At 64.3% G+C, this 20,559-nt stretch carries 19 protein-coding genes; 4 read left to right on the forward strand and 15 right to left on the reverse strand.

Features of this window, described 5'->3' with window-relative positions:
* Positions 1 to 182 precede the first annotated feature (182 nt).
* Positions 183 to 1,379, reverse strand: coding sequence for a GGDEF domain-containing protein (locus FJ443_RS03350; RefSeq protein WP_140662750.1), 1,197 nt, complete (start codon positions 1,377 to 1,379; stop codon positions 183 to 185).
* Positions 1,380 to 1,539: 160 nt separating this feature from the next.
* Between FJ443_RS03350 and FJ443_RS03355 the strand changes: the two genes are divergently transcribed.
* Positions 1,540 to 1,854: a hypothetical protein gene (locus FJ443_RS03355; protein ID WP_140492726.1), complete on the forward strand. Its 315-nt coding sequence runs from the start codon at positions 1,540 to 1,542 to the stop codon at positions 1,852 to 1,854.
* Between the two features lie 88 nt (positions 1,855 to 1,942).
* Here the strand turns inward: FJ443_RS03355 and leuC are convergent, their stop codons facing one another.
* The 7 genes from leuC to rplS form a co-directional block, all read right to left on the reverse strand.
* Positions 1,943 to 3,352, reverse strand: coding sequence for a 3-isopropylmalate dehydratase large subunit (gene leuC / locus FJ443_RS03360; protein ID WP_140518096.1), 1,410 nt, complete (start codon positions 3,350 to 3,352; stop codon positions 1,943 to 1,945).
* Between the two features lie 314 nt (positions 3,353 to 3,666).
* Positions 3,667 to 4,302, reverse strand: coding sequence for a class I SAM-dependent methyltransferase (locus tag FJ443_RS03370; RefSeq protein ID WP_140524674.1), 636 nt, complete (start codon positions 4,300 to 4,302; stop codon positions 3,667 to 3,669).
* 56 nt (positions 4,303 to 4,358) lie between these two features.
* Positions 4,359 to 5,171 carry an amino acid ABC transporter permease gene (locus tag FJ443_RS03375; RefSeq protein WP_140492737.1) on the reverse strand — a complete coding sequence of 271 codons (813 nt, stop codon included), beginning with the start codon at positions 5,169 to 5,171 and terminating at the stop codon, positions 4,359 to 4,361.
* A gap of 260 nt (positions 5,172 to 5,431) precedes the next feature.
* Positions 5,432 to 6,229 (reverse strand): transporter substrate-binding domain-containing protein, encoded by a 798-nt coding sequence (locus FJ443_RS03385; protein WP_140492740.1) that lies wholly within the window; start codon positions 6,227 to 6,229, stop codon positions 5,432 to 5,434.
* A gap of 178 nt (positions 6,230 to 6,407) precedes the next feature.
* Positions 6,408 to 6,917 (reverse strand): MarR family transcriptional regulator, encoded by a 510-nt coding sequence (locus FJ443_RS03390; RefSeq protein WP_140662752.1) that lies wholly within the window; start codon positions 6,915 to 6,917, stop codon positions 6,408 to 6,410.
* Positions 6,914 to 7,333, reverse strand: coding sequence for an organic hydroperoxide resistance protein (locus FJ443_RS03395; protein WP_140492746.1), 420 nt, complete (start codon positions 7,331 to 7,333; stop codon positions 6,914 to 6,916). Before FJ443_RS03395 ends, FJ443_RS03390 begins: the two co-directional genes overlap by 4 nt.
* Positions 7,334 to 7,487: 154 nt before the next feature.
* Positions 7,488 to 8,027, reverse strand: a complete 540-nt coding sequence (gene rplS, locus FJ443_RS03400; protein WP_140518090.1) for a 50S ribosomal protein L19 — start codon at positions 8,025 to 8,027, stop codon at positions 7,488 to 7,490.
* A 305-nt stretch (positions 8,028 to 8,332) separates the two neighbouring features.
* On the opposite strand from rplS, the gene FJ443_RS03405 reads away from it, so the two are divergent.
* On the forward strand, positions 8,333 to 9,085 hold the full coding sequence (locus tag FJ443_RS03405) for a sulfite exporter TauE/SafE family protein (protein ID WP_140518089.1): 753 nt from the start codon (positions 8,333 to 8,335) through the stop codon (positions 9,083 to 9,085).
* Here FJ443_RS03405 and trmD read toward each other — a convergent pair.
* Entirely contained in the window at positions 9,067 to 9,768 is a 702-nt protein-coding gene (gene trmD, locus FJ443_RS03410) for a tRNA (guanosine(37)-N1)-methyltransferase TrmD (protein ID WP_140492755.1), read from the reverse strand. The genes FJ443_RS03405 and trmD overlap by 19 nt on opposite strands.
* Positions 9,765 to 10,364, reverse strand: coding sequence for a ribosome maturation factor RimM (gene rimM, locus FJ443_RS03415; RefSeq protein WP_140518088.1), 600 nt, complete (start codon positions 10,362 to 10,364; stop codon positions 9,765 to 9,767). Before rimM ends, trmD begins: the two co-directional genes overlap by 4 nt.
* Positions 10,365 to 10,648: 284 nt before the next feature.
* Between rimM and FJ443_RS03420 the strand changes: the two genes are divergently transcribed.
* The gene (locus tag FJ443_RS03420; RefSeq protein WP_140492761.1) at positions 10,649 to 11,587 is read left to right on the forward strand and encodes a tyrosine recombinase XerC; all 939 of its coding nucleotides are present in this window, start codon (positions 10,649 to 10,651) and stop codon (positions 11,585 to 11,587) included.
* 174 nt (positions 11,588 to 11,761) lie between these two features.
* Positions 11,762 to 12,829 carry a TraB/GumN family protein gene (locus FJ443_RS03425; protein ID WP_140662754.1) on the forward strand — a complete coding sequence of 356 codons (1,068 nt, stop codon included), beginning with the start codon at positions 11,762 to 11,764 and terminating at the stop codon, positions 12,827 to 12,829.
* Positions 12,830 to 13,391: 562 nt separating this feature from the next.
* Here the strand turns inward: FJ443_RS03425 and lpdA are convergent.
* The 5 genes from lpdA to FJ443_RS03455 all read right to left on the reverse strand — a co-directional run bounded on the left by lpdA (position 13,392) and on the right by FJ443_RS03455 (position 20,436).
* Positions 13,392 to 14,795: a dihydrolipoyl dehydrogenase gene (gene lpdA / locus FJ443_RS03435; RefSeq protein ID WP_140662755.1), complete on the reverse strand. Its 1,404-nt coding sequence runs from the start codon at positions 14,793 to 14,795 to the stop codon at positions 13,392 to 13,394.
* A gap of 25 nt (positions 14,796 to 14,820) precedes the next feature.
* On the reverse strand, positions 14,821 to 15,576 hold the full coding sequence (locus tag FJ443_RS03440; RefSeq protein WP_140662757.1) for an SDR family oxidoreductase: 756 nt from the start codon (positions 15,574 to 15,576) through the stop codon (positions 14,821 to 14,823).
* The gene (locus tag FJ443_RS03445; protein WP_181173422.1) at positions 15,573 to 16,031 is read right to left on the reverse strand and encodes a hypothetical protein; all 459 of its coding nucleotides are present in this window, start codon (positions 16,029 to 16,031) and stop codon (positions 15,573 to 15,575) included. Before FJ443_RS03445 ends, FJ443_RS03440 begins: the two co-directional genes overlap by 4 nt.
* Positions 16,032 to 16,117: 86 nt before the next feature.
* Positions 16,118 to 17,404 carry a 2-oxoglutarate dehydrogenase complex dihydrolipoyllysine-residue succinyltransferase gene (gene odhB / locus FJ443_RS03450; protein WP_140524967.1) on the reverse strand — a complete coding sequence of 429 codons (1,287 nt, stop codon included), beginning with the start codon at positions 17,402 to 17,404 and terminating at the stop codon, positions 16,118 to 16,120.
* A gap of 47 nt (positions 17,405 to 17,451) precedes the next feature.
* Positions 17,452 to 20,436 (reverse strand): 2-oxoglutarate dehydrogenase E1 component, encoded by a 2,985-nt coding sequence (locus FJ443_RS03455; RefSeq protein WP_140662759.1) that lies wholly within the window; start codon positions 20,434 to 20,436, stop codon positions 17,452 to 17,454.
* Between the last annotated feature and the right edge of the window lie 123 nt (positions 20,437 to 20,559).

Consider the following 20,559-nt stretch of genomic DNA (forward strand, 5'->3'; position numbering starts at 1 on the left):
CAAGCCCCTGACGGCAGCAAACCATCGACGGGCGAAAAAGAAGTTAACGTCAGGTCATATCGAGGCTCGCGCACGCCTCGGACATTGGCCGAAGGATGGTTGCCATCGCCCTTCAGGGCGAAGCAAGGAACGAAGCGGTGCGGCGCGGGTCCTGGATGATGAAGGCGTCGGGCCGATCGCCTTCAGCCGGCTTTGAGCGGCTCCGGCACGAACAGCGTTTCCGGCCGCTCATAGGACAGGCGCACGCTGTCGCGGCCGTTCTTCTTGGCCTTGTAGAGGGCCTCGTCGGCGCGGCGCATCAACGGCTCCAGAGCTTCGTCGCCGCTGCGCGCCGCCACGCCGAAACTGGCGGTGACCTTGGTGCCGGGCGGAAGTCCGTCGACGCCGCCGGCCGAGTAGGCCACGCGCACGGCCTCTGCGAGCAGCCGCGCGGCGGCAAGATCGGTCAAGGGCAGGAGCACCGCGAATTCCTCGCCGCCGATACGTCCGGCCTCACCGCGCGTACCGGCGGCGGCGCGAAGCTTGGCGGCGAAGTCGGCGATCACCCGGTCGCCCGCGGCATGCCCATGCAGGTCGTTGAGCGCCTTGAAGTGGTCGAGATCGGCCAGCACAAGGGCCACCGGCAATTTCGCCGCCGCGCAGCGTTGCAAGAGCAGTGCCGCCCGTTGCTCGAAGCCGCGCCGGTTGAGGAGGCGAGACAGCGGATCTGTGTAGGTTTCGACCTTCAACGCCTTCATCACGTCGAGCGCGGCGGCGGAGAACAGGCAAAGCGCGATCAGCAGCGACAGCAGCGCGTGCGACAGCAACGCCGTCGTCCAATAGGAGGATGTATAGAGCTCGTCATAAGTCGCGAAAGGCCCGTGCGCGACGATGACGGCAAGCGTGCGCACGAAGAAATTCAGCCCCGCGAGCAACGCCAGGACGAACAGGATATTTTCCGTCGGGCCATTGCCACGCACCTTGCGCAATTCGGCGGCCGCCACCAGGCTGATGCCGCCGAGCGCGAAATTGATGACGAGGACCCGCCATGTCAGGTCCGGCTGGACGAACAGGAACCAGCAAAAGGCGGCCATGCCGCCGCTCGCCAAGACGCAAAGCCCGGCATAGGGCACTCGCCGGCCATGCCGCGCCACGATCGCGCCGGCCAGGCAGGATCCGGCAACGCAGAAGCATAGGTTGGAGAGCAGCTTCGACGGTGCCAGGCCAACGGGCAGCGTGAAATGCTGGAACAGGAACCCGGCCGCCGCAAGCGAATAGCTTACCGCCAGCACGGCCAGATAGGGACGGTGGCGCTGATAGAACCAAAGCACGAGGAACGCCGCGCCGAGGGCCAGCGCGATCGTCGGGTTTAGCAACGCTATCAGCAGGCCGGTGTCCAAAGGACCGTGACTTCCCCTCGCTTGACGTCGGGGAAGACCTTAGGCTGCAAGCCCAAACAAGCGGTTAAGCGAAAGCGAATATGCGTCACGCTGGTGCGGAGCGTGACGTGGAACCGGCGCGCCGGACCTGCGTTTGTCCAGCGCAGAAGAGGAACCGATAATGGCCGATACAATCACCCTGACCGATCACGAGGCAATCCGTTCATGGGCCGCTTCACGCGCCGGCTTTCCGGCCATTGTCGACGTGTCGCCCGAGGCCGGCACGCAGGCGATGCTGCGGCTGGTATTCGGCCAGCACGCCTATGAGGACGAAGACCAGCCGGAGCGCCCGATCAATGCCGGAGGTTATGAGCTGGTCGAGTGGGACGAATGGTTCAAACTCTTCGATGAACGCGGGCTGGCCCTGGTGGTCGCCGCCGAAGAACCCGGGCGCCGCGAGCAGTTCCACGAGATCATCCGCCGCGACGACCGGTGAAGCTCCAAACATGCTCTGAACGCTTAAGCAGAAGGCCCGAATCGCATCGCGATCCGGGCCCTTGCGTTTCGATCGAACCAGCCGCGATTTACTTCCAGTCGCGAATATCGACGAAGTGGCCGGCGATCGCCGCCGCCGCAGCCATGGCCGGCGACACCAGATGGGTGCGCCCCTTGAAGCCCTGCCGGCCCTCGAAATTGCGGTTCGAGGTCGAGGCGCAGCGCTCATGCGGCTTCAGCCGGTCGTCGTTCATGGCAAGGCACATCGAGCAGCCCGGCTCGCGCCAGTCGAAGCCGGCGGCGAGGAAGATCTTGTCCAGCCCTTCGGCCTCGGCCTGTTCCTTGACCAGGCCGGAGCCCGGCACGATCATGGCGTTGACGCGCGGATTGACTTTTCGGCCCTCGACCACCTTGGCGGCGGCGCGCAGATCCTCGATGCGGCCGTTGGTGCAGGAGCCGATGAAGACACGGTCGAGGGCGATGTCGGTGATCTTCGTTCCCGGCGTCAGGCCCATATAGTCGAGCGCGCGCTGCTTTGAGGTGCGCTTGTTTTCGTCGGTGATGTCTTCCGGGTTCGGCACAATCCCTTGCACCGAGACAACATCCTCCGGGGAAGAGCCCCAGGAGACGATCGGCGGCAGTTTGGCCGCATCGAGCACGATCACCTTGTCGAAATGCGCGCCTTCGTCGGATTGCAGTGTCTTCCAGTAGGCGAGCGCGGCGTCCCAGGCGGCGCCCTTGGGCGCGCGCGGCTTGTCCTTGACATAGGCGAAGGTCGTCTCGTCAGGTGCGATCAGGCCGGCGCGCGCGCCGCCCTCGATCGACATGTTGCAGATCGTCATGCGGCCTTCCATCGACAGCGAGCGGATCGCCTCGCCGGCATATTCGATGACATAGCCGGTGCCGCCGGCTGTGCCGATCTCCCCGATGATGGCGAGGATAATGTCCTTGGCGGTGACGCCTTCCGGCAACTGGCCGTCGACGCGCACCAGCATGTTCTTGGCCTTACGCTGGATCAGCGTCTGCGTCGCCAGCACGTGCTCGACCTCCGACGTGCCGATGCCGTGCGCCAGCGCGCCGAAGGCGCCGTGGGTGGAGGTGTGGCTGTCGCCGCAGACGATGGTCATGCCGGGCAAGGTGAAACCCTGCTCCGGCCCGATGATGTGGACGATGCCCTGGCGGATGTCATTCTCGGAATAATATTCGACGCCGAAATCCTTGGCGTTCTTGGCCAGAGCCTCGACCTGGATGCGGCTTTCCTCGTTCTTGATGCCGAACTTGCGCTCGGGCGAGGTCGAGACGTTGTGGTCGACCACGGCCAGCGTCTTTTCGGGATGACGGACTTTGCGGCCACTCATGCGCAGGCCCTCGAAGGCCTGCGGGCTGGTCACCTCATGGACAAGGTGGCGGTCGATATAGAGCAGGCAGGTGCCGTCGTCCTGGCGGTCGACGACGTGGTCGTCGAAAATCTTGTCATAGAGGGTGCGCGGTGCGCTCATGTGCGTAAATCCGTCGATATGAGAAAGGGAAGGGCAGACGCCGAGATGTCAGGCGAAACGAGTTGATCAGTCGGCCCGCGTAAGTCGGCTGGTCGGCGCGCCACAGACGCGCGCGGAGAAGCGCGACGGCAGGCGTTTTCTGTCCTGCAGCACGAACCCCTTGTAGGCCGGATCGCCAAAAAGCTCTTCCATGGCGGGGTAGATAGCAATGTTTTGGCTTTTCGGCAATTGGCGGTGGCTGCGCGGGACCTGGGTTCCTCGTCCTCGCGTCCACGCCTCCGGGGGATGCGCACCAAGCTTGGCGGACCCGCGGTTCAAAGCACCTCGAAGACAAACGTCTTCACCAGCGCATCCGGCTCGGCAATCGCATAGCAGCGGAACCACGGGCTTTGCTCCATCAGCCGCCATTTTCCCGTGCGTTCCAGCTCGTCGAAGACGGCCTGGAAACCACCGCTCTCGAACACCTGGTCGCGCACGGTGAAGATGGCGTGGCCGCCTTTCTTCGTGATGCGCACCAGTTCGTGCAGGCCGGAAGCCGGCGCATGGCTGATGGTGAACACGCCGGTCGAGAAGAAGGCGCGGAAATGGCCGTCGGGCCAGGGCAGCGGGCCGCCCAGCATTGCCTGCTTCAGCTCGCCATAGGCGTTGCGGCTGCCGGCGATCTTCAGCATGTCGTCCGACAGGTCGAGCCCGGCGATATCGCCGTAGCCCAGCGCCTTCAGCGACGGCCCGGACAGGCCAGTGCCGCAGCCGGCGTCGAGCAGCGGCCCTTCGCCCGCAGGCACGTGGCGCGCCACCCAGGCGGTGATGAGGAACGGCAGGAGATAACCGAGCGAGGCGGTCTCGCTGTCATAAGTCGCGGCCCATGCGGCATAGGCCTGCGCCAGGGTTTCGGGCGTATCGGCCGTATAGACCGAATCCAGCGCAGCATTGGCCTTGTCGACGTTCATGGGCATGCTCCTCCTCCAGTGCGCAACCGGAGCGTAACGCCGTCCTTGCCGAAACACTATTCCTGATGCTGGCGGCGCAACCGCCGTTCCAGCGCCCGGAGCGCCAAAGACAAGCCGACGGTCAGGATAAGATAGATGTAGGCTGTTATCGAATAGGTCTCGAAGAAGCGGAAGGAACCGGCGGCATAGACCTTGCCCATCTGCGTGATGTCGGCGACACCGAGCACCGAGACCAGCGAGGAATCCTTGACCAGGGCGACGAAGTCATTGCCGAGCGGCGGCAGGATGGTACGGATCGCCTGCGGAAAGACGATGAGCCGGAAACGTTGCGCCCGCGTGAGCCCGAGCGCCTTGGCCGCTTCGATCTGGCCCTTCTCGACCGCCTGGATGCCGGCCCGGAACACTTCGGAGATGAAGGCGGAATAGCCGATGGTCAGCGCCATGACGGCGCGCCACAAGAGCGAGACGTCGCGCACCTGCAACTCGCCGAGATAGCCGGTGCTCTGCAGCGGCGCGGTCAGCGCGTTCCAGGCTGCGACGAAAGCCGGTGCGCCGGCAAACGCGATCCAGAACAAAAGCACCAGGATCGGTACGCCACGGATGATCTCGACATAGAAACGCGCGATCTGCCGCAGCCACTGCGAACCCGACAATCCCATCAGCGCGATGCCGAGGCCGATGATCGAGGCCAGCGCGAAGGCGACAATGGTGACGAAGACGGTGACGCCGATGCCCTTGGCGACAGTGGCGAAGACCTGGGCATAAAGATCGCTGGCGGCGATGGCGAGCGCGGCGGCCAAGGCAAGGACAAGGGCGGCGGCCAGCCACCAGGGGAATTCAGGTTTGACGGAGGATGGTGGGGGGGCCATCAGGCGTGGCCGGCGAGGTGCATAGTGCGTAAGGCAGGCGCCAAGGCGCCCCCCTCTGTCCTGCCGGACATCTCCCCCTCAAGGGGGGAGATCAGATGTCTCATCGACCTTCGCCAATCTTCATCGATGCTGCATGTGGGACGAAGGCCAAGCTGCCAATCTCCCCCCTTGAGGGGGAGATGCCCGGCAGGGCAGAGGGGGGCGTTCAAGCGCAAACTCAGCGCGAGTTCCCGCACGCGCACCGCCCGCATCAAGACGAACTACTGCCCCATCTTGTAATCAAGAAACCATTTCTTGTTCAGCGCATCGAACGTGCCGTCGGCCTTGAGCGCGGCGATCGCGGCGTTGACAGGCTTCACCAGGTCGGAGCCCTTGGGAAAGATGAAGCCGAAATCCTCGGTGCCGAGCGGGCCGCCGATCAGCTTCAGCTTGCCCTCGGAAGCGTCGACATAGCCCTTGCCCGCAGTGCCGTCCGTGAGCACCACATCGACGTCGCCAGTCTTCAGCGCCTGCACGGTGGCACCGAACGTCTCGAACAGCTTTATGCGCGGGTTCTGCTCATTGCCGTCCAGCACGCTGTAGACAGCGGTGTAGAAGGGCGTCGTGCCGGCCTGCGCGCCGATCAGCCCGTCCTTGAAGGCGCCGAAGGTCTTGGCGTCGGTGAAGCGGCTCTCGTCGCCGCGCACCAGCATGAACTGTTCCGAGCGCATATAGGGGTCAGAGAAATCCACCTTCTGCTTGCGGTCGTCCTTGATGGTGATGCCGGTCATGCCGATGTTGTACTGGTTGTCGGAAACCGCCTGGATCATCGCGTCCCAGGACGTGTTCTGGTACTCGACGGTGAAATTCAGCCGCTTGGCGATCTCGTTCATCGCGTCATATTCCCAGCCGATCTGTTTTCCGGTCTTGGCATCGATGAACTGTAGCGGCGGATAGGCGTTTTCCGTCACCACCACCACTTTCTTGCCACCGAGATCGGGCAGCGCCTGGGCGAAGGCGGCAACGGGCGCAAGCATGACGGCAAGCAGGCCGGCCAGCAGCAGTTTCGATTTTGTCATGACACACTCCCCGGAAGTGAAAGCGCCCGGACACGGGCCGGGCTTGCAAAGGAAATCCGGCGCCGACTTTAGCTCTCCGCAAGCGCCATGCAAGACGCTCCGCTGCGCCACGGCCGGCGAAAAACGCAAATAGATACTTTCGGCCGGGATTTTGGGGAACGATCCTTGCCGTGGCCGATCAGCCGCGCTGCGGCGCTCCGGCATGGGCCTCGCGCAGCCCGGCGACGAAGCGGGTCAGCGTGCCGTGCAGCGACTTCAACTCGGCTGGGTCGAGCGGCAGGCTGCAGAGCATGGCGGCGGGGATGTCCCTGGCGCGCTCGCGCAAGGCTTGGCCCTTGGCTGTCGGCTCGACCAGCACGCGGCGCTCGTCGGCAGGATCGCGCCGGCGCGTAACCAGGCCGCCGGCCTCGAGCCGCTTGAGCAGCGGCGTCAGCGTCGCCGAATCGAGGCCCAGCGCCTCGCCGAGCTCGCCCACCGTGCTCGGCGCGCGCTCCCACAGCGCCAGCATGGCCAGATATTGCGGATAGGTCAGGCCAAGCGGATCGAGCAACGGCCGGTAGAGCTTCGTCATCAATCCGCTCGCCGAATAGAGCGCGAAGCAGAGCTGGTCGCTGAGCCTTGGGACCGCGCTTGTCCCGGCGTCACCCGCCGGGACCTGGTTGGCCGTGTCTTTGGTTTTCGCCGTCATGTCGCCTTTGCCGAAATCGCCACCTCGATATTGCCCCTGGTTGCGTTGGAGTAGGGGCAGATCTGGTGCGCTGCCGATACAAGCGCTTCGGCGGCCGCCTGATCAAGACCTTTCGTCTCGGCCGCCAGGGAAACGCCGAGCAGGAAACCGCCCTGACCGTTGGGATGGAGGCTGACAGTGGCCGTCACCGAGGCATCGCGCAGCGGCAGTTTCTGCTTGCCGGCGAGAAACCGCATGGCGCTTTCGAAGCAAGCGGCATAGCCGGCGGCGAAAAGCTGTTCGGGATTGGTGGCGCCACCCTTGCCGCCAAGCTCCTTCGGCATTGCGAGATCGAGGCTGAGCAGGCCGTCATCGGTCTGGACGTGGCCGGCGCGGCCGCCGACGGCACGAGCCTGGGTCGAATAGAGTGCGGTCATATCAAGTCTCCGAAAATTAGATTGTACACGATTATTTAGTCTATCGTATTATAGAAATCAATCCCGCTTTGGAAGCCCGCATTTGGCAAAAGGCGGGCTCCGAAACGAAAAAAGGCGGCCGAAGCCGCCTTTTTTAAGAATATCTGTCTAAACCTTATTCGGCGGCGGCGGCTTCCGCAGCCTTCGCGGCCTCGTCGGCGGCCTTCTTCTCGGCGGCTTCCTTGGCGGCTGTCTCGGCGGCCAGCGCCTGCGCGGCGGCAACCTTCTCGGCCTCGATGCGCGCCTTCTCGGCGTTCAGCGCATCGCGCTCCTCATCATTGAGCTTGCGGGCGCGCACGCCGGTGTTCTCCGAAATACGGGCCGACTTGCCGCGACGGTCGCGCAGGTAATAGAGCTTGGCACGACGCACCTTGCCGCGACGCACGATCTCGACGCCTTCGACCATTGGCGAAAACACCGGGAACACGCGCTCGACGCCTTCGCCGTAGGAGATCTTGCGGACGGTGAAATTTTCCTGGAAGCCCGAACCGGCACGGGCGATGACGACGCCTTCATATGCCTGGACGCGGGTGCGGGTGCCTTCGGTCACGCGGACCTGGACGCGCACGGTGTCGCCGGGCTGGAATTCGGGAAGCTTGCGCTTTGCTTCGATCTTGGCGGCCTGTTCGGCCTCGATCTGACGGATGAGATCCATCTCAATAATCCACTTCTTGTTCTTCCGACAGTCAGAGCGCCCGGCGCTCGCCTTGCAGTTCCAATGACCGCTAGGCTATGCCCTTTGTTCGAAAACATCGGGCAGGGGCGACTACACCGCCATTGTTGACGGGTCCGGCAGATTTCTCCCGGTTCGGCGGGCACATACAGCTATTTCGACGCTTTGTCACGTCTTGGCCGCGTCTTTTTTGCTCGCGTGCACCATCGTATCTGTCCACTACCGGGTTGCAAGGGCCCTTCAAGCTGCCTAAGGCGGGGCAACCATAGTTCTCCGGCGGCATCCTCATGTCCTTTTTCGACGCGGTCCTGCTATTCATGGCGGGTTTTCTTTCCGGCGCCGCCAATGCGGTCGCGGGCGGCGGCACCTTCATCACCTTCGGTGCCATGACCTTGGTCGGCCTGCCGCCGATCGTCGCCAACGCGACCTCCTCGGTGACGCAATTTCCTGGCTACATCACCTCGACGCTGGCCTACCGGGACGACATCCGCCATTTCTGGCGTGGCGCCCTGTTGCTCTGCCTGATATCGGCGCTCGGCGCACTGGCCGGCGCACTCATCCTGCTGGCGCTGGACAATCCGTCATTTCGCGTCCTGGTGCCGTGGCTGCTGCTGGCCGCGACGGCGCTGTTCGCCGCCGGGCCGTGGCTGAAGCCCGCACCCAAGCCGGGGCATGAGGCTTCTGTGGGCTCGTTGGCCGGCTCGCTGGCGCAGTTCGTCACCGCCATCTATGGCGGCTTCTTCGGGGCCGGCATGGGCGTGATGATGCTGGCGACGCTCGGCCTGACCCAGGCCGGCGACTACCACCGCCTGAACGCGCTGAAAAACATGCTGGCCATGGTCATCGCAGCGGTCGCCATCGTCGTCTTCGTCTCGGGTGGCGTCGTCGCCTGGCCGCAAGCGATCATCATGATCCCCGGCGGCGCGTTGGGCGGCTATGCCGGCGTGTGGATCGCCAAGCGCGTGCCGCAGAACGTGGTGCGTGGCTTCGTCGTCGCGGTCGGGCTGTTCCTGGCTTTCTACTATTTCGCCAAGGGCTGAGGAGAGCCGAGCAAGTCCGGCCGCCGTTCTCGAGTCAGCTTCTCCGACTGTGCCCGCCGCCACGCCGCGATCTTGCCGTGGTTGCCCGAGGTCAGCACCTCGGGAATAGGCCGGCCCTCGAAATCCTGCGGCCGCGTGTAGTGCGGGTGTTCGAGCAGGCCGTTTTCAAAGCTCTCTTCTTCACCCGACACGGCATTGCCCATGACGCCGGGCAGCAGCCGCACGACCGCGTCGAGCAGCACAAGCGCCGCCGGCTCGCCACCGGACAGAATGAAGTCTCCGACCGAGACTTCCTCCAATCCTCGCGCGTCGATCACCCGCTGGTCGATGCCTTCGAAGCGGCCGCACAGGATGACGGCGCCCGGCCCGGCGGCCAGTTCGCGCACGCGCGCCTGCGTCAGCGGCTTTCCACGCGGGCTCATCAGCAGCCGTGGCCGCAAATCGCCTTCGGGCGAGGCATGGTCGATCGCCCTGGCCAAGACATCGGCGCGCATGACCATGCCGGCGCCGCCGCCGGCCGGCGTGTCGTCGACAGTGCGGTGGCGGTCGGTTGCGAAGTCGCGGATCTGGATCGCCTGCAGCGACCATGTACCGGCCTCCAGCGCCCGCCCGGCCAGCGACAGGCCAAGCAGACCCGGAAACATTTCCGGGTAGAGCGTAAGCACGGAGGCGGAGAAGCTCACCGGTTGCCCCCGGCGTCCCTCGGGCCGCGCGGCCTGCCCTTCGGGTCGAAGCCTTCCTCGCGCGGCGCTTCGCCGTCCTCGTCCTCGACCAGTCCGGCCGCCGCCTGGTTGACGCGCACAAAACCCTCGGCGATGGACACTTCGGGCACCGCGGCCTGCGTGAACGGGATCAACACGCCCTTGCGTCCGGCCAGCGTCACATCGAGGATGTCGCCGCCGCCGAAATTGTGCACGGCGACGACCTTACCAAGGACGGCTCCCGTATCGTCCCGAACCTCCAGACCGATCAGGTCGGCATGATAGAATTCGTCTTCCTCGCCGTCATCGGGCAGCATGGAGCGATCGACGAACAGCTCCGTGCCGGCCAGCGCCTCGGCCGCGTTGCGGTCGCTGACGCCCTTGAAGCGCACCACGACCACGGTGTTGGCGGGCCTTATGTCGATGATCTGGAAGGCGCGGCCGTCCTTCGCATAAAGCGGCCCGTAATCGGCGAGCGCCAGCGGATCGCCGGTGAAGGTTTTGACGCGCAATTCGCCCTTGATGCCGTGGGCGGCGCCGATCACGGCCATCTGGACGGGGTTCTGGGGCTTGCTCATGGCGCGCTTTTACCTTCGTCATCCACGGGCGGAGCAGGCACGAAGCGACTGCGCAGACCCGTGGATCCCTTCCGTTACTGTGATCAAAACCGACGGCAGTTCAGAAAGGCTCACGGGTCTCGTCCCTGCAACTCTCTATTTGCGGATACCCCGTTTGGCCAATCACCACGGTTTTGACTTGCCGCCGGTCGACTCCTAGCCCCACCGGATTGTCATTTCAATGACGCCTCTTCACCGCTTCCTAACCCGGCTGCCGGAAAATGACGGCGAACCGGAACGACGCCATGCAGGAATTCCTTATCCCGGCAAAGCCCGACCTCCAGGCGGCGCGCGAAAGCTGGCTCAAGATGCTCGCGCGAGAACGTCGGCTGTCGCCCGAGACGGTGGAAGCCTACGAGCGCGACACCAGGCAGTTCCTGCATTTCCTGACGGGTCATAATGGCGGCCCGCCCGGCATAGCCGACATCGCCGATCTGCGCCCGGCCGACCTGCGCGGCTTTCTCGCCGCCCGCCGCAATGAAGGCGCAGGCGCCCGCACGCTCGGCCGGGGGCTGGCCGGCATTCGCTCACTCTTGCGCTTTCTGGAACGGCGTGGTCTCGCCAACGCAGCGGGCGCGGCGGCCCTGCGCGCGCCTCGCCAACCAAAGTCACTGCCGAAACCGCTGACGGCCAGTGACGCAAAACATGTCGTTTCCGTCGAGGGTCAATTGGCGGAGGAACCCTGGATCGCCGCCCGCAACGCCGCCGTGCTGACGCTGCTCTACGGCTCGGGCCTGCGCATTTCCGAGGCGCTCGGCCTTGCCGGCGCCGAACTGGCGTCGGAGGCCGACACGGTGCTGCGCGTCACCGGCAAGGGCGGCAAGACGCGGCTGGTGCCGGTGCTGCCGGTGGCGCTCAGGGCGGTTGCCGAATACCGCCGGCTGTGCCCCTACCATCTCGACCCCAAGGGCCGGTTGTTTCGCGGCGCGCGCGGCGGCCCGCTCAACCCGGCCATCGTCCAGCGCGAGATGGCCAAGCTGCGCTCGGCGCTCAACCTGCCGGACACCGCAACGCCGCACGCCTTGCGCCATTCCTTCGCCACGCATCTGCTCGGCCGCGGCGGCGACCTGCGCACCATCCAGGAACTGCTCGGCCATGCCAGCCTGTCGACCACGCAGATCTACACCGGCGTCGATACGTCGAGGCTGTTGGAGATCTATGAATCGGCTCACCCGAGGGCGTGAAGTATTGGGGTTGCGCGAGGCTTCCGGACTTCGCCACGGGATGATGAGGGGTGGGCGGCTCAACCAACCGCAAGCCGTTCAGTAATTCGAGCGATAGTCAAAACTGATTGAACCGAAGACAATTTCGTTCTCCGGGTTAACCGTTTTGCCGTTTTTCCAGCTTAGGAAAGGACCATGAAACGGGTCATCGTCATCGCCGACCGCGCTGCGCTCTTCTCGCTGAAGCTGCTCCTGGCGTTCCATGTGCTGTTCTTCCTGTCTCTGCTCGCCGTCCTGTTGTTTGCGGCGGGCAAGGCGCATGCCGAAATCCCGTCCTGCACCGGCGCCGACATGCTGTCGGCGTTGCAGAAAAGTGACCCGTCCACCTACCGCAAGATCGAGGCGGAAGCCGCCGCAACGCCGAACGGCAAGGGCCTGCTGTGGAAGCTGGAGAAGACGGGCGAACAGCCGTCCTTCCTGTTCGGCACCATGCATATGACCGACCCGCGCGTCACAGCGCTGCCGCCGGCGGCGCAGAAGGCCTATGACGGCGCCGGCACCATCGTCATCGAGACCACCGAAGTGCTCGACCAGCAGAAGATGATGGCGGCCCTGCTCAAGCAGCCGGAGCTGATGATGTTCACCGACAGCACCACGCTGTCGTCGCTGCTGTCGCCCGACGACGCCGCGGCGGTCGACAAGGCGCTCGACGAACGCGGCATCCCGCCGGCAACCGTCGCCAAGATGAAGCCGTGGATGCTGTCGGCCATGGTGGCGCTTCCAGCCTGCGAGCTCGCCCGCAAGGCCGGCGGCGTGCCGGTGCTCGACGTCAAGCTTGCCGAGGATGCCAAGGCCTCCGGCAAATCCGTCGAAGGGCTGGAAACCGTCGTCGACCAGCTGCGCGCCATGGCTTCGCTGCCGATGGCGTTCCACATGAAGGGACTGGTCGACACGCTGAAGCTCGGCGACAAGATGAACGACGTCAACGAAACCATGATCGTGCTCTACCAGCGCGGCGAGACCGGCATGTTTTGGCCGCTGTTTCGCGCCGTGCTGCCCGGCGAGACGGGCGACGCGACAGGCTATGCGGCGTTCGAGCAGACCATGATCACCAGCCGCAACAAGGCGATGGTCGATCATGCCGGACCATTCCTCGCCAAAGGCAGTGCCTTCATCGCCGTCGGCGCGCTGCATCTGCCCGGTCCCGAGGGCCTGGTCGAGGATTTCCGCAAAGCCGGCTATACTGTCACCGCTGTCGATTGAGTCGCGTGGGCAGCGGAGGAATCAGGCGCCGCGTTTTCGGCGCTTTCCTTCCCTAGCGTGAAACCCCATCAACGGTTGCGCGTTGATGGCTGTTGATTGATCATTTTCATCCACGGAGGACACTTTTATGGCGAATCCATCAAACGACACGCCCAGATCAGGTGGCGGCGGCAGCCCTTGGCTGATTGCATTGGTCGTCGTTATTCTGGCGATTGTCGCGTATTATGTTTTCGGAAGAAGTGGTGAGCATCCGGCGACCGAACCGCCCGCCGCGAGCACACCGGCCCCGGCGCCAGCGCCCACGGAGCCGATGAAGCCCGCCGAACCGGCTCCTGCCCCTGCCCCTGCCCCAGCACCCGCGCCGGCCCCTGCACCGGCGACACCGGCTCCTGCGCCGGCCCCAGCTCCCGCACCGGCCCAGTAATCGGGCCACGGCTTTCAACGAAGAACGGCCCGCCTTCCGGTGGGCCGTTCTGTTTGGGGCAGGCAAGGAGGCAATTCCCTCAAGGGAAGCGTTACGCGCTTGCCCGGGAAAACCGTTTCATGATTTTCCTGGATCGTTCTAAATATGGATCGGCTTGAAGAACGTCGCCAATGCCGCTTCCTTCACTGCTTCCGACATGGTCGGATGGGCATGACAGGTGCGGGCGAGATCTTCCGACGAGCCGCCGAATTCCATCAGCACCGCCGCCTCGTGGATCATCTCGCCGGCGCCGAAGCCGACGATGTGAACGCCGAGCACGCGGTCGGTGGCCTTATCGACCAGGATCTTGACGAAGCCGTCGGTGTGCAGCATGGCGCGCGCCCGGCCATTGGCGGTGAACGGGAATTTCCCGACCTTGTAGTCGATGCCGGCCTTCTTCAATTCTTCCTCGGTCTTGCCGACCGAAGCGATCTCCGGGCTGGTGTAGACGACGCTCGGAATGACGTCGTAGTTCACATGGCCGGCCTGGCCGGCAATCGTCTCGGCGACCGCTACGCCCTCATCCTCGGCCTTGTGCGCCAGCATCGGCCCGGCGATGACATCGCCGATGGCATAGATGCCTGGTACGTTGGTCCTCAGGTGCGCGTCCGTCTTGACCCGGCCGCGCTCATCGACCTCGACGCCCGCTTCCTTCAGGCCCAGGCTGTCGGCGAAAGCGCGGCGGCCGGTGGCGATCAGCACCATATCGGCCTCGATCGTCTCGGCCGCGCCGCCTTTCACAGGCTCGAAAGTGACGCTGGCGCCCTTCTTGGCCTTGGCGACGCCGGTGACCTTGGCGCCGAGCCTGAATTCGAAGCCCTGCTTGGAGAGCAGCCGCTGGAATTGCTTGGAGACCTCACCGTCCATACCGCCGAGGATGGTGTCGAGGAATTCGACCACGGTGACCTTGGCGCCGAGCCGCGCCCAGACCGAGCCGAGCTCGAGCCCGATGACGCCGCCGCCGACCACGACGAGATGGCCGGGCACCTTGTCCAGCGACAGCGCGCCGGTCGAGGACACGATGACTTTTTCGTCGAAGTCGACCGTGACGCCAGGAATGCCGGCGACATCCGAGCCGGTGGCGATGACGATGTTCTTCGTCTCGATTTCCTCGACCTTGCCGTCCTCGCTCGTCACCGACACCTTGCCCGCCGCGACCACCGTGCCGATGCCGCGAAAACTATCGATCTTGTTCTTCTTGAACAGGAAGGCGACGCCGTTGACGTTCGCCGTCACCGTGGCGTCCTTGTGCGCCATCATCTTCTTCAAATTGAGCTTCGGTGTCACTTCGATACCCAGTGTGTCGAAGGAGTGGCCGGCTTCGGCGAACATCTCGGAGGCATGCAGCAACGCCTTGGACGGAATGCAGCCGATGTTGAGGCAGGTGCCGCCGAAGGTCGGGTTCTTCTCGACCACCGCGACCTTCAGCCCGAGCTGCGCCGCCTTGATGGCGCAGACATAGCCGCCCGGTCCCGAGCCGATGATTACGACGTCATAAGCCATGTTTGTTTCCCTTTTCTTGGGGCGCTCAGCGGCCGCCGCTGACATTCAGGATCGCGCCGGTCGTATAGGACGCGGCATCGGACAACAGGTAGAGAACCGCGCCCGCGACTTCATCCGCGGTGCCGGCTCTTTTCATCGGCAGAAGATCGCGGAACCGTTCTATCCGGTCCGGCTGTCCACCCGAGGCATGGATTTCGGTATCGATGATGCCCGGCCGCACCGCATTGACGCGGATGCCTTCCAGCGCCACCTCGCGGGCGAGCCCCATGGTGAAGGTGTCGATCGCGCCCTTGGACGCGGCGTAATCGACATATTCGCCCGGCGAGCCCAGAACTGCCGCAGCCGACGAGATGTTGACGATGGATCCACCCGACCCACCGTGACGGCTCGACATCCGCTTCACCGCTTCGCGGGCGCAGAGGAACGACCCCACGACATTGATGCGCATCATGCGCTCCAGCCGTGAAACATCCATCTCATCGACCCGCGCCTTGACGTCGACGATGCCGGCATTGTTGACGAAAGCATCGAGCCGGCCATAGCCGCGGTCGACGGCTTCAAACATGGCAACGATATCGGATTCGACGCCGACATCGCCCCTGACCGCAAAGGCCTCGCCGCCTGCGGCCTTGATTTCGCCGACCAGCGCCTCGGCGGCGGTCTGGTTGGAGGTGTAGTTGACCGCTACGCGATAGCCAGCCTTCGACCCGAGCCGGCAGATCGCGGCGCCGATGCCGCGGCTGCCACCGGTGACCAGCAGCACCTTTTGCGTCCCGCTCATTCCTGGCATCCCTTCAAGGCAAACACGTCCGACGGCACTTTCGAAAACCCGGCGCCGCCATAGGCGGTGGATTGATGCAACACCGGACCGAGATCGGGCAGGATCAGCGTCTTCGGTGCTTCGACGCCTTCGGCCGGCAACAGGCCGATGCTGCCCTTTTCATCCGACGTATAGATGACGCCGTTCCACAAGGTGCAGGCGGCAAGCTCGGTGCCGGTAACGTCGCCTCCCGGGCATTTGTACATCAGCGCCCCGTTCGGCCGCGAAACACCTTCGTTCCATTGGACGATGCCGTTCAGCACCACATCGTTGTCGAGGATCAAGCGGAACGTGTTGGTGACGGTCGCCGACGTGCCGGTCGGCGTAAAATTGATCTCACTGCCGCTCTGGACATCGCCGTAGACGGCGAGTTCGGCCGGGCATGCGGCATTAGCGTGGACAGCGGCGAATGCCATACCGGCCGCCAGCGCTATCGGTCTGGCAGGCCCAGGGAACAGGGCCATTATTGGCTACTCCGACCGCGAGCCGCCATCCGACCGCCTCACAGATCAAGCACCAGCCGTTCCGGATCCTCCAGGCTTTCCTTGACGCGCACCAGGAAGGTCACCGCTTCCTTGCCGTCGACGATGCGGTGATCGTAGCTCAGCGCCAGATACATCATCGGCCGGATCACGATCTGGCCGCCGACCACCACGGGCCGGTCCTGGATCTTGTGCATGCCCAGAATACCCGACTGCGGCGCGTTGAGGATCGGCGTGGACATCAGCGACCCGTAGACGCCGCCATTGGAAATCGTGAACGTGCCGCCCTGCATGTCGGCGACCGACAGCTTGCCGTCGCGCGCGGCGATGCCGAGCCGGCCGATCTCCTTCTCGATCTCGGCGATAGACATCTGGTCGGCATCGCGCACCACCGGAACGACCAGACCCTTCTCGGTGCCGACGGCGACGCCGATATGGGCGTAGTTCTTGAAGATGATATCGGTGGCATCGATCTCGGCGTTGACCGAGGGGATTTCCTTCAGCGCGTGCGTGACGGCCTTGGTGAAGAAACCCATGAAGCCGAGCTTCACGCCGTGCTTCTTCTCGAACACGTCCTTGTACTTGGTCCTGAGCGCCATCACCGCTGACATGTCCACCTCGTTGAAGGTGGTGAGCATGGCGGCGGTCGACTGCGCTTCCTTGAGCCGGCGCGCGATGGTCTGGCGCAGCTTGGTCATGCGCACGCGCTCCTCGCGCGCCGCGTCGTTGCCTGAGGACGGCGCACGGGCAGCAACCGGCGCTGCCGGGGCCGGGGCCGCCTTCGGCGTCTCGGCCGGCTGCGACGGCGCACCCTTGGAGATGGCGTCCAGCACGTCGCCCTTCAGCACCTGGCCGCGCTTGCCGGAGCCGGAAAGCTGGTCGACCGACAGATTGTTCTCGGCGATCAGTTTCGCCGCTGCCGGCGCCGGCGGCATGGTGCGCGGCTCGACCGGACCGGCGTCGCCTGCGACCTTGGCGGTCTCGGCGGCGGCCTGTTTGGTGGTCTGCGCGGCGTCGGGGCTCGATGCCTGCGCCACGGCCTGCGGCTTGGTGACCGGTGCGGCGGCGCCACCGGCCGAAATCGAGCCCAGAAGAGCGCCGACCCCGACCGTCTCGCCCTCCTTGGCGGCGATCTCGCCCAAGGTTCCGGCGCCTGGCGAGGGAACCTCGACCGTCACCTTGTCGGTTTCGAGCTCGACCAGCGGCTCGTCGGCGGCAATGGCATCGCCCACCTTCTTGAACCATTTGCCGATGGTTGCCTCGGTGACGGATTCGCCGAGAGTGGGAACGCGGATTTCGGTAGCCATTGTGCCTGTCCGTTTGTTGTCTGTCTGTTCTATTCGCTCAACTCTGCCTACTCGCCGAGCGCGTCTTCGAGCAAGGCGGCGAGCTGGGCGAGATGCTTGGACATAAGCCCGGTCGCCGGCGAGGCGGATGCCGGCCGGCCGGTGTAGCGCACCCGCTGGTGCTTGGCGTCGATATGCGCCAGCACCCATTCCAGATACGGGTCGATGAACGACCAGGCGCCCATGTTCTTGGGTTCCTCCTGGCACCACACCATTTCGGCATTGCGGAAGCGCGACAATTCGGTGATCAACGCCTTGGCCGGGAACGGGTAGAGCTGTTCGACGCGCAGCAGATAGATGTCGTTGATGCCACGCTTCTCACGCTCCTCGTAGAGGTCGTAATAGACCTTGCCCGAGCACAGCACGACACGGCGGATCTTGGAATCCTTGGTCAGCTTGATGGCCTGGTTGGGCAAGAGCTGGGCATCGTCCCACAGCAGCCGGTGGAACGAGCTTTCGCCCGACATTTCCGGCAGCGTCGACACCGCCCGCTTGTGGCGCAGCAGCGACTTCGGCGTCATCAGGATCAGCGGCTTGCGGAAGTCGCGCTTCAACTGCCGGCGCAATATATGGAAGTAGTTGGCCGGCGTCGTGCAGTTGGCCACTTGCATGTTGTCCTCGGCGCAGAGCTGCAGGAAACGCTCGAGCCGGGCAGACGAATGTTCCGGTCCCTGGCCTTCATAGCCATGCGGCAGCAGGCAGACGAGGCCCGACATCCGGAGCCACTTGCGCTCTCCGCTGGATATGAACTGGTCGAACACCACCTGGGCGCCGTTGGCGAAGTCGCCGAACTGAGCTTCCCACAACGTCAGCGCCTTAGGCTCGGCCAGGCTGTAGCCATATTCGAAGCCGAGCACGGCTTCTTCGGACAGCATTGAGTTGATGACCTCATAGCCGGCCTGCGCCGCCGACAGATTGTTGAGCGGGATGTAGCGGGTCTCGTCGCGCTGGTCGTAGAGCACGGAATGGCGCTGCGAGAAGGTACCGCGCTCCGAATCCTGCCCGGAGAGGCGGATCGGGTTGCCGTCGAGCAGGATGGCGCCAAAAGCCAGCGCCTCGGCCGTCGACCAATCGATGCCTTCGCCGGATTCGATGGCCTGGCGGCGGTTTTCGAGGAAGCGGATGATCGTCTTGTGCGCCTCGAAATCTTTCGGCACTTCGGTCAGCTTCTTGCCGATCTCCTTCAGTGTCTTGGCCGGCACCGCGGTCTTGCCGCGCCGCTGTTCGTCCTGGTTGTCGGCCGTGCGCAGGCCCGACCAGGCGCCGTCCAGCCAGTCGGCCTTGTTGGGCTTGTAGTGCTGGCCGACTTCCCACTCGGATTCCAGATGCTCCCGCCAGTCGGCCTTGAGCTTGTCGAACTCGGCCTGCGTCATGTGCCCTTCGGCGATCAGCCGGTCTGCATAGATCTGCACCGTCGTCTTGTGGGTGCGGATGTTGCGATACATGATCGGCTGCGTGAAGGCCGGCTCGTCGCCCTCATTGTGGCCAAAGCGGCGGTAGCAGAACATGTCGACCACGACAGGCTTGTGGAACTTCATGCGGAATTCGATCGCCACCTTGGCGGCGTGCACCACGGCCTCCGGATCGTCGCCGTTGACGTGGAAGATCGGCGCCTCGATCATCTTGGCGACGTCGGACGGGTAGGGCGACGAGCGCGAGAAGCGCGGATTGGTGGTGAAGCCGATCTGGTTGTTGATGATGAAATGCAGCGTGCCGGCAACGCGGTGGCCGCGCAGGCCGGACAGGCCGAGGATTTCGGCAATGACGCCCTGGCCGGCAAAGGCGGCGTCGCCATGCAGCAAAAGCGGCAGCACCTTGGCCCGCTCTTCCAGCGGCACGATCTCCTCGCGGCCACGGCCGAACAGATAATCCTGCTTGGCGCGCGCCTTGCCCATCACCACCGGGTCGACGATTTCAAGATGCGAGGGATTGGCGGTCAGCGACAGATGCACCTTGTTGCCGTCGAACTCGCGGTCCGACGAGGCGCCAAGATGGTATTTGACGTCGCCCGAGCCCTCGACCTCGTCGGGTGCGGCCGAGCCGCCCTTGAATTCGTGGAAGATGGCGCGATGCGGCTTGGCCATCACCTGGGAGAGTACGTTGAGGCGGCCGCGATGCGCCATGCCGAGCACGATCTCCTTCAGCCCGAGCTGACCGCCGCGCTTGACAATCTGTTCCAGCGCCGGGATCAGCGCTTCGCCGCCGTCGAGGCCGAAGCGCTTGGTGCCTTTGAACTTGACGTCGGCGAACTGCTCGAAGCCCTCGGCCTCGATCAGTTTCTGCAGGATCGCCTTCTTGCCGGTCGCGGTGAAGGAGATCTCCTTGTCAGCGCCCTCGATGCGCGCCTGGATCCAGGCCTTCTCTTCCGGATCGGAGATGTGCATGAACTCGACGCCGAGCGTCGAGCAATAGGTGCGGGTCAGGATGTCGAGCATCTGACGGATGGTGCCGAATTCGAGCCCTAGCACATTATCGAGGAAGATCGGCCGGTCGTAGTCGGCTTCGGTGAAGCCGTAATTCTCCGGCGACAGCTCGTTATAGTCCTCGAGCGTGGCGATGCCGAGCGGGTCGAGATTGGCGTGCAGATGGCCGCGCATGCGATAGGCGCGGATCATCATGATGGCGCGCACGGAATCGCGCGTCGCCTGGTGCACGTCGGCGTCGGAAGGGGCGGCACCGTTGGCGGCAGCCTTCTCCTTGACCTTCTTTTCGATGTGCTTTTCGACCAGGCCCCAATTGCCGTCGAGCGCCGACACCAGCTCGCCATTGGCCTGCAGAGGCCAGGAGGGCTTGGCCCACGAGGCGCCCTTGGCGTTCTTGCGGACATCCCCGGCATCGTCCTTCAGGCCGGCGAAGAACTCCTGCCATTCGGGATTGACCGAGGCTGGATCGTCCTCATACGCCGCATAGAGCGCGTCGATATAATCGGCATTGCCGCCATAGAGGAAAGAGGTGAGCGAAAATTGGTCGTTGGCCTGATCTTGTCGTGCCATTTTGTCTGCGGAGCCTGGCTCCGTCTCCTTTCGAGGGGAATAGTGAGTAGTCAGTAAGGAGTAGGAAAAATGAAGACTTTCCCGTTCAGCTGCTACTCACCCGTTCTTCCCTTTTCACTACTC

The sequence above is a fragment of the Mesorhizobium sp. B2-6-1 genome (genome assembly GCF_006440475.1).
GTDB lineage: Bacteria > Pseudomonadota > Alphaproteobacteria > Rhizobiales > Rhizobiaceae > Mesorhizobium.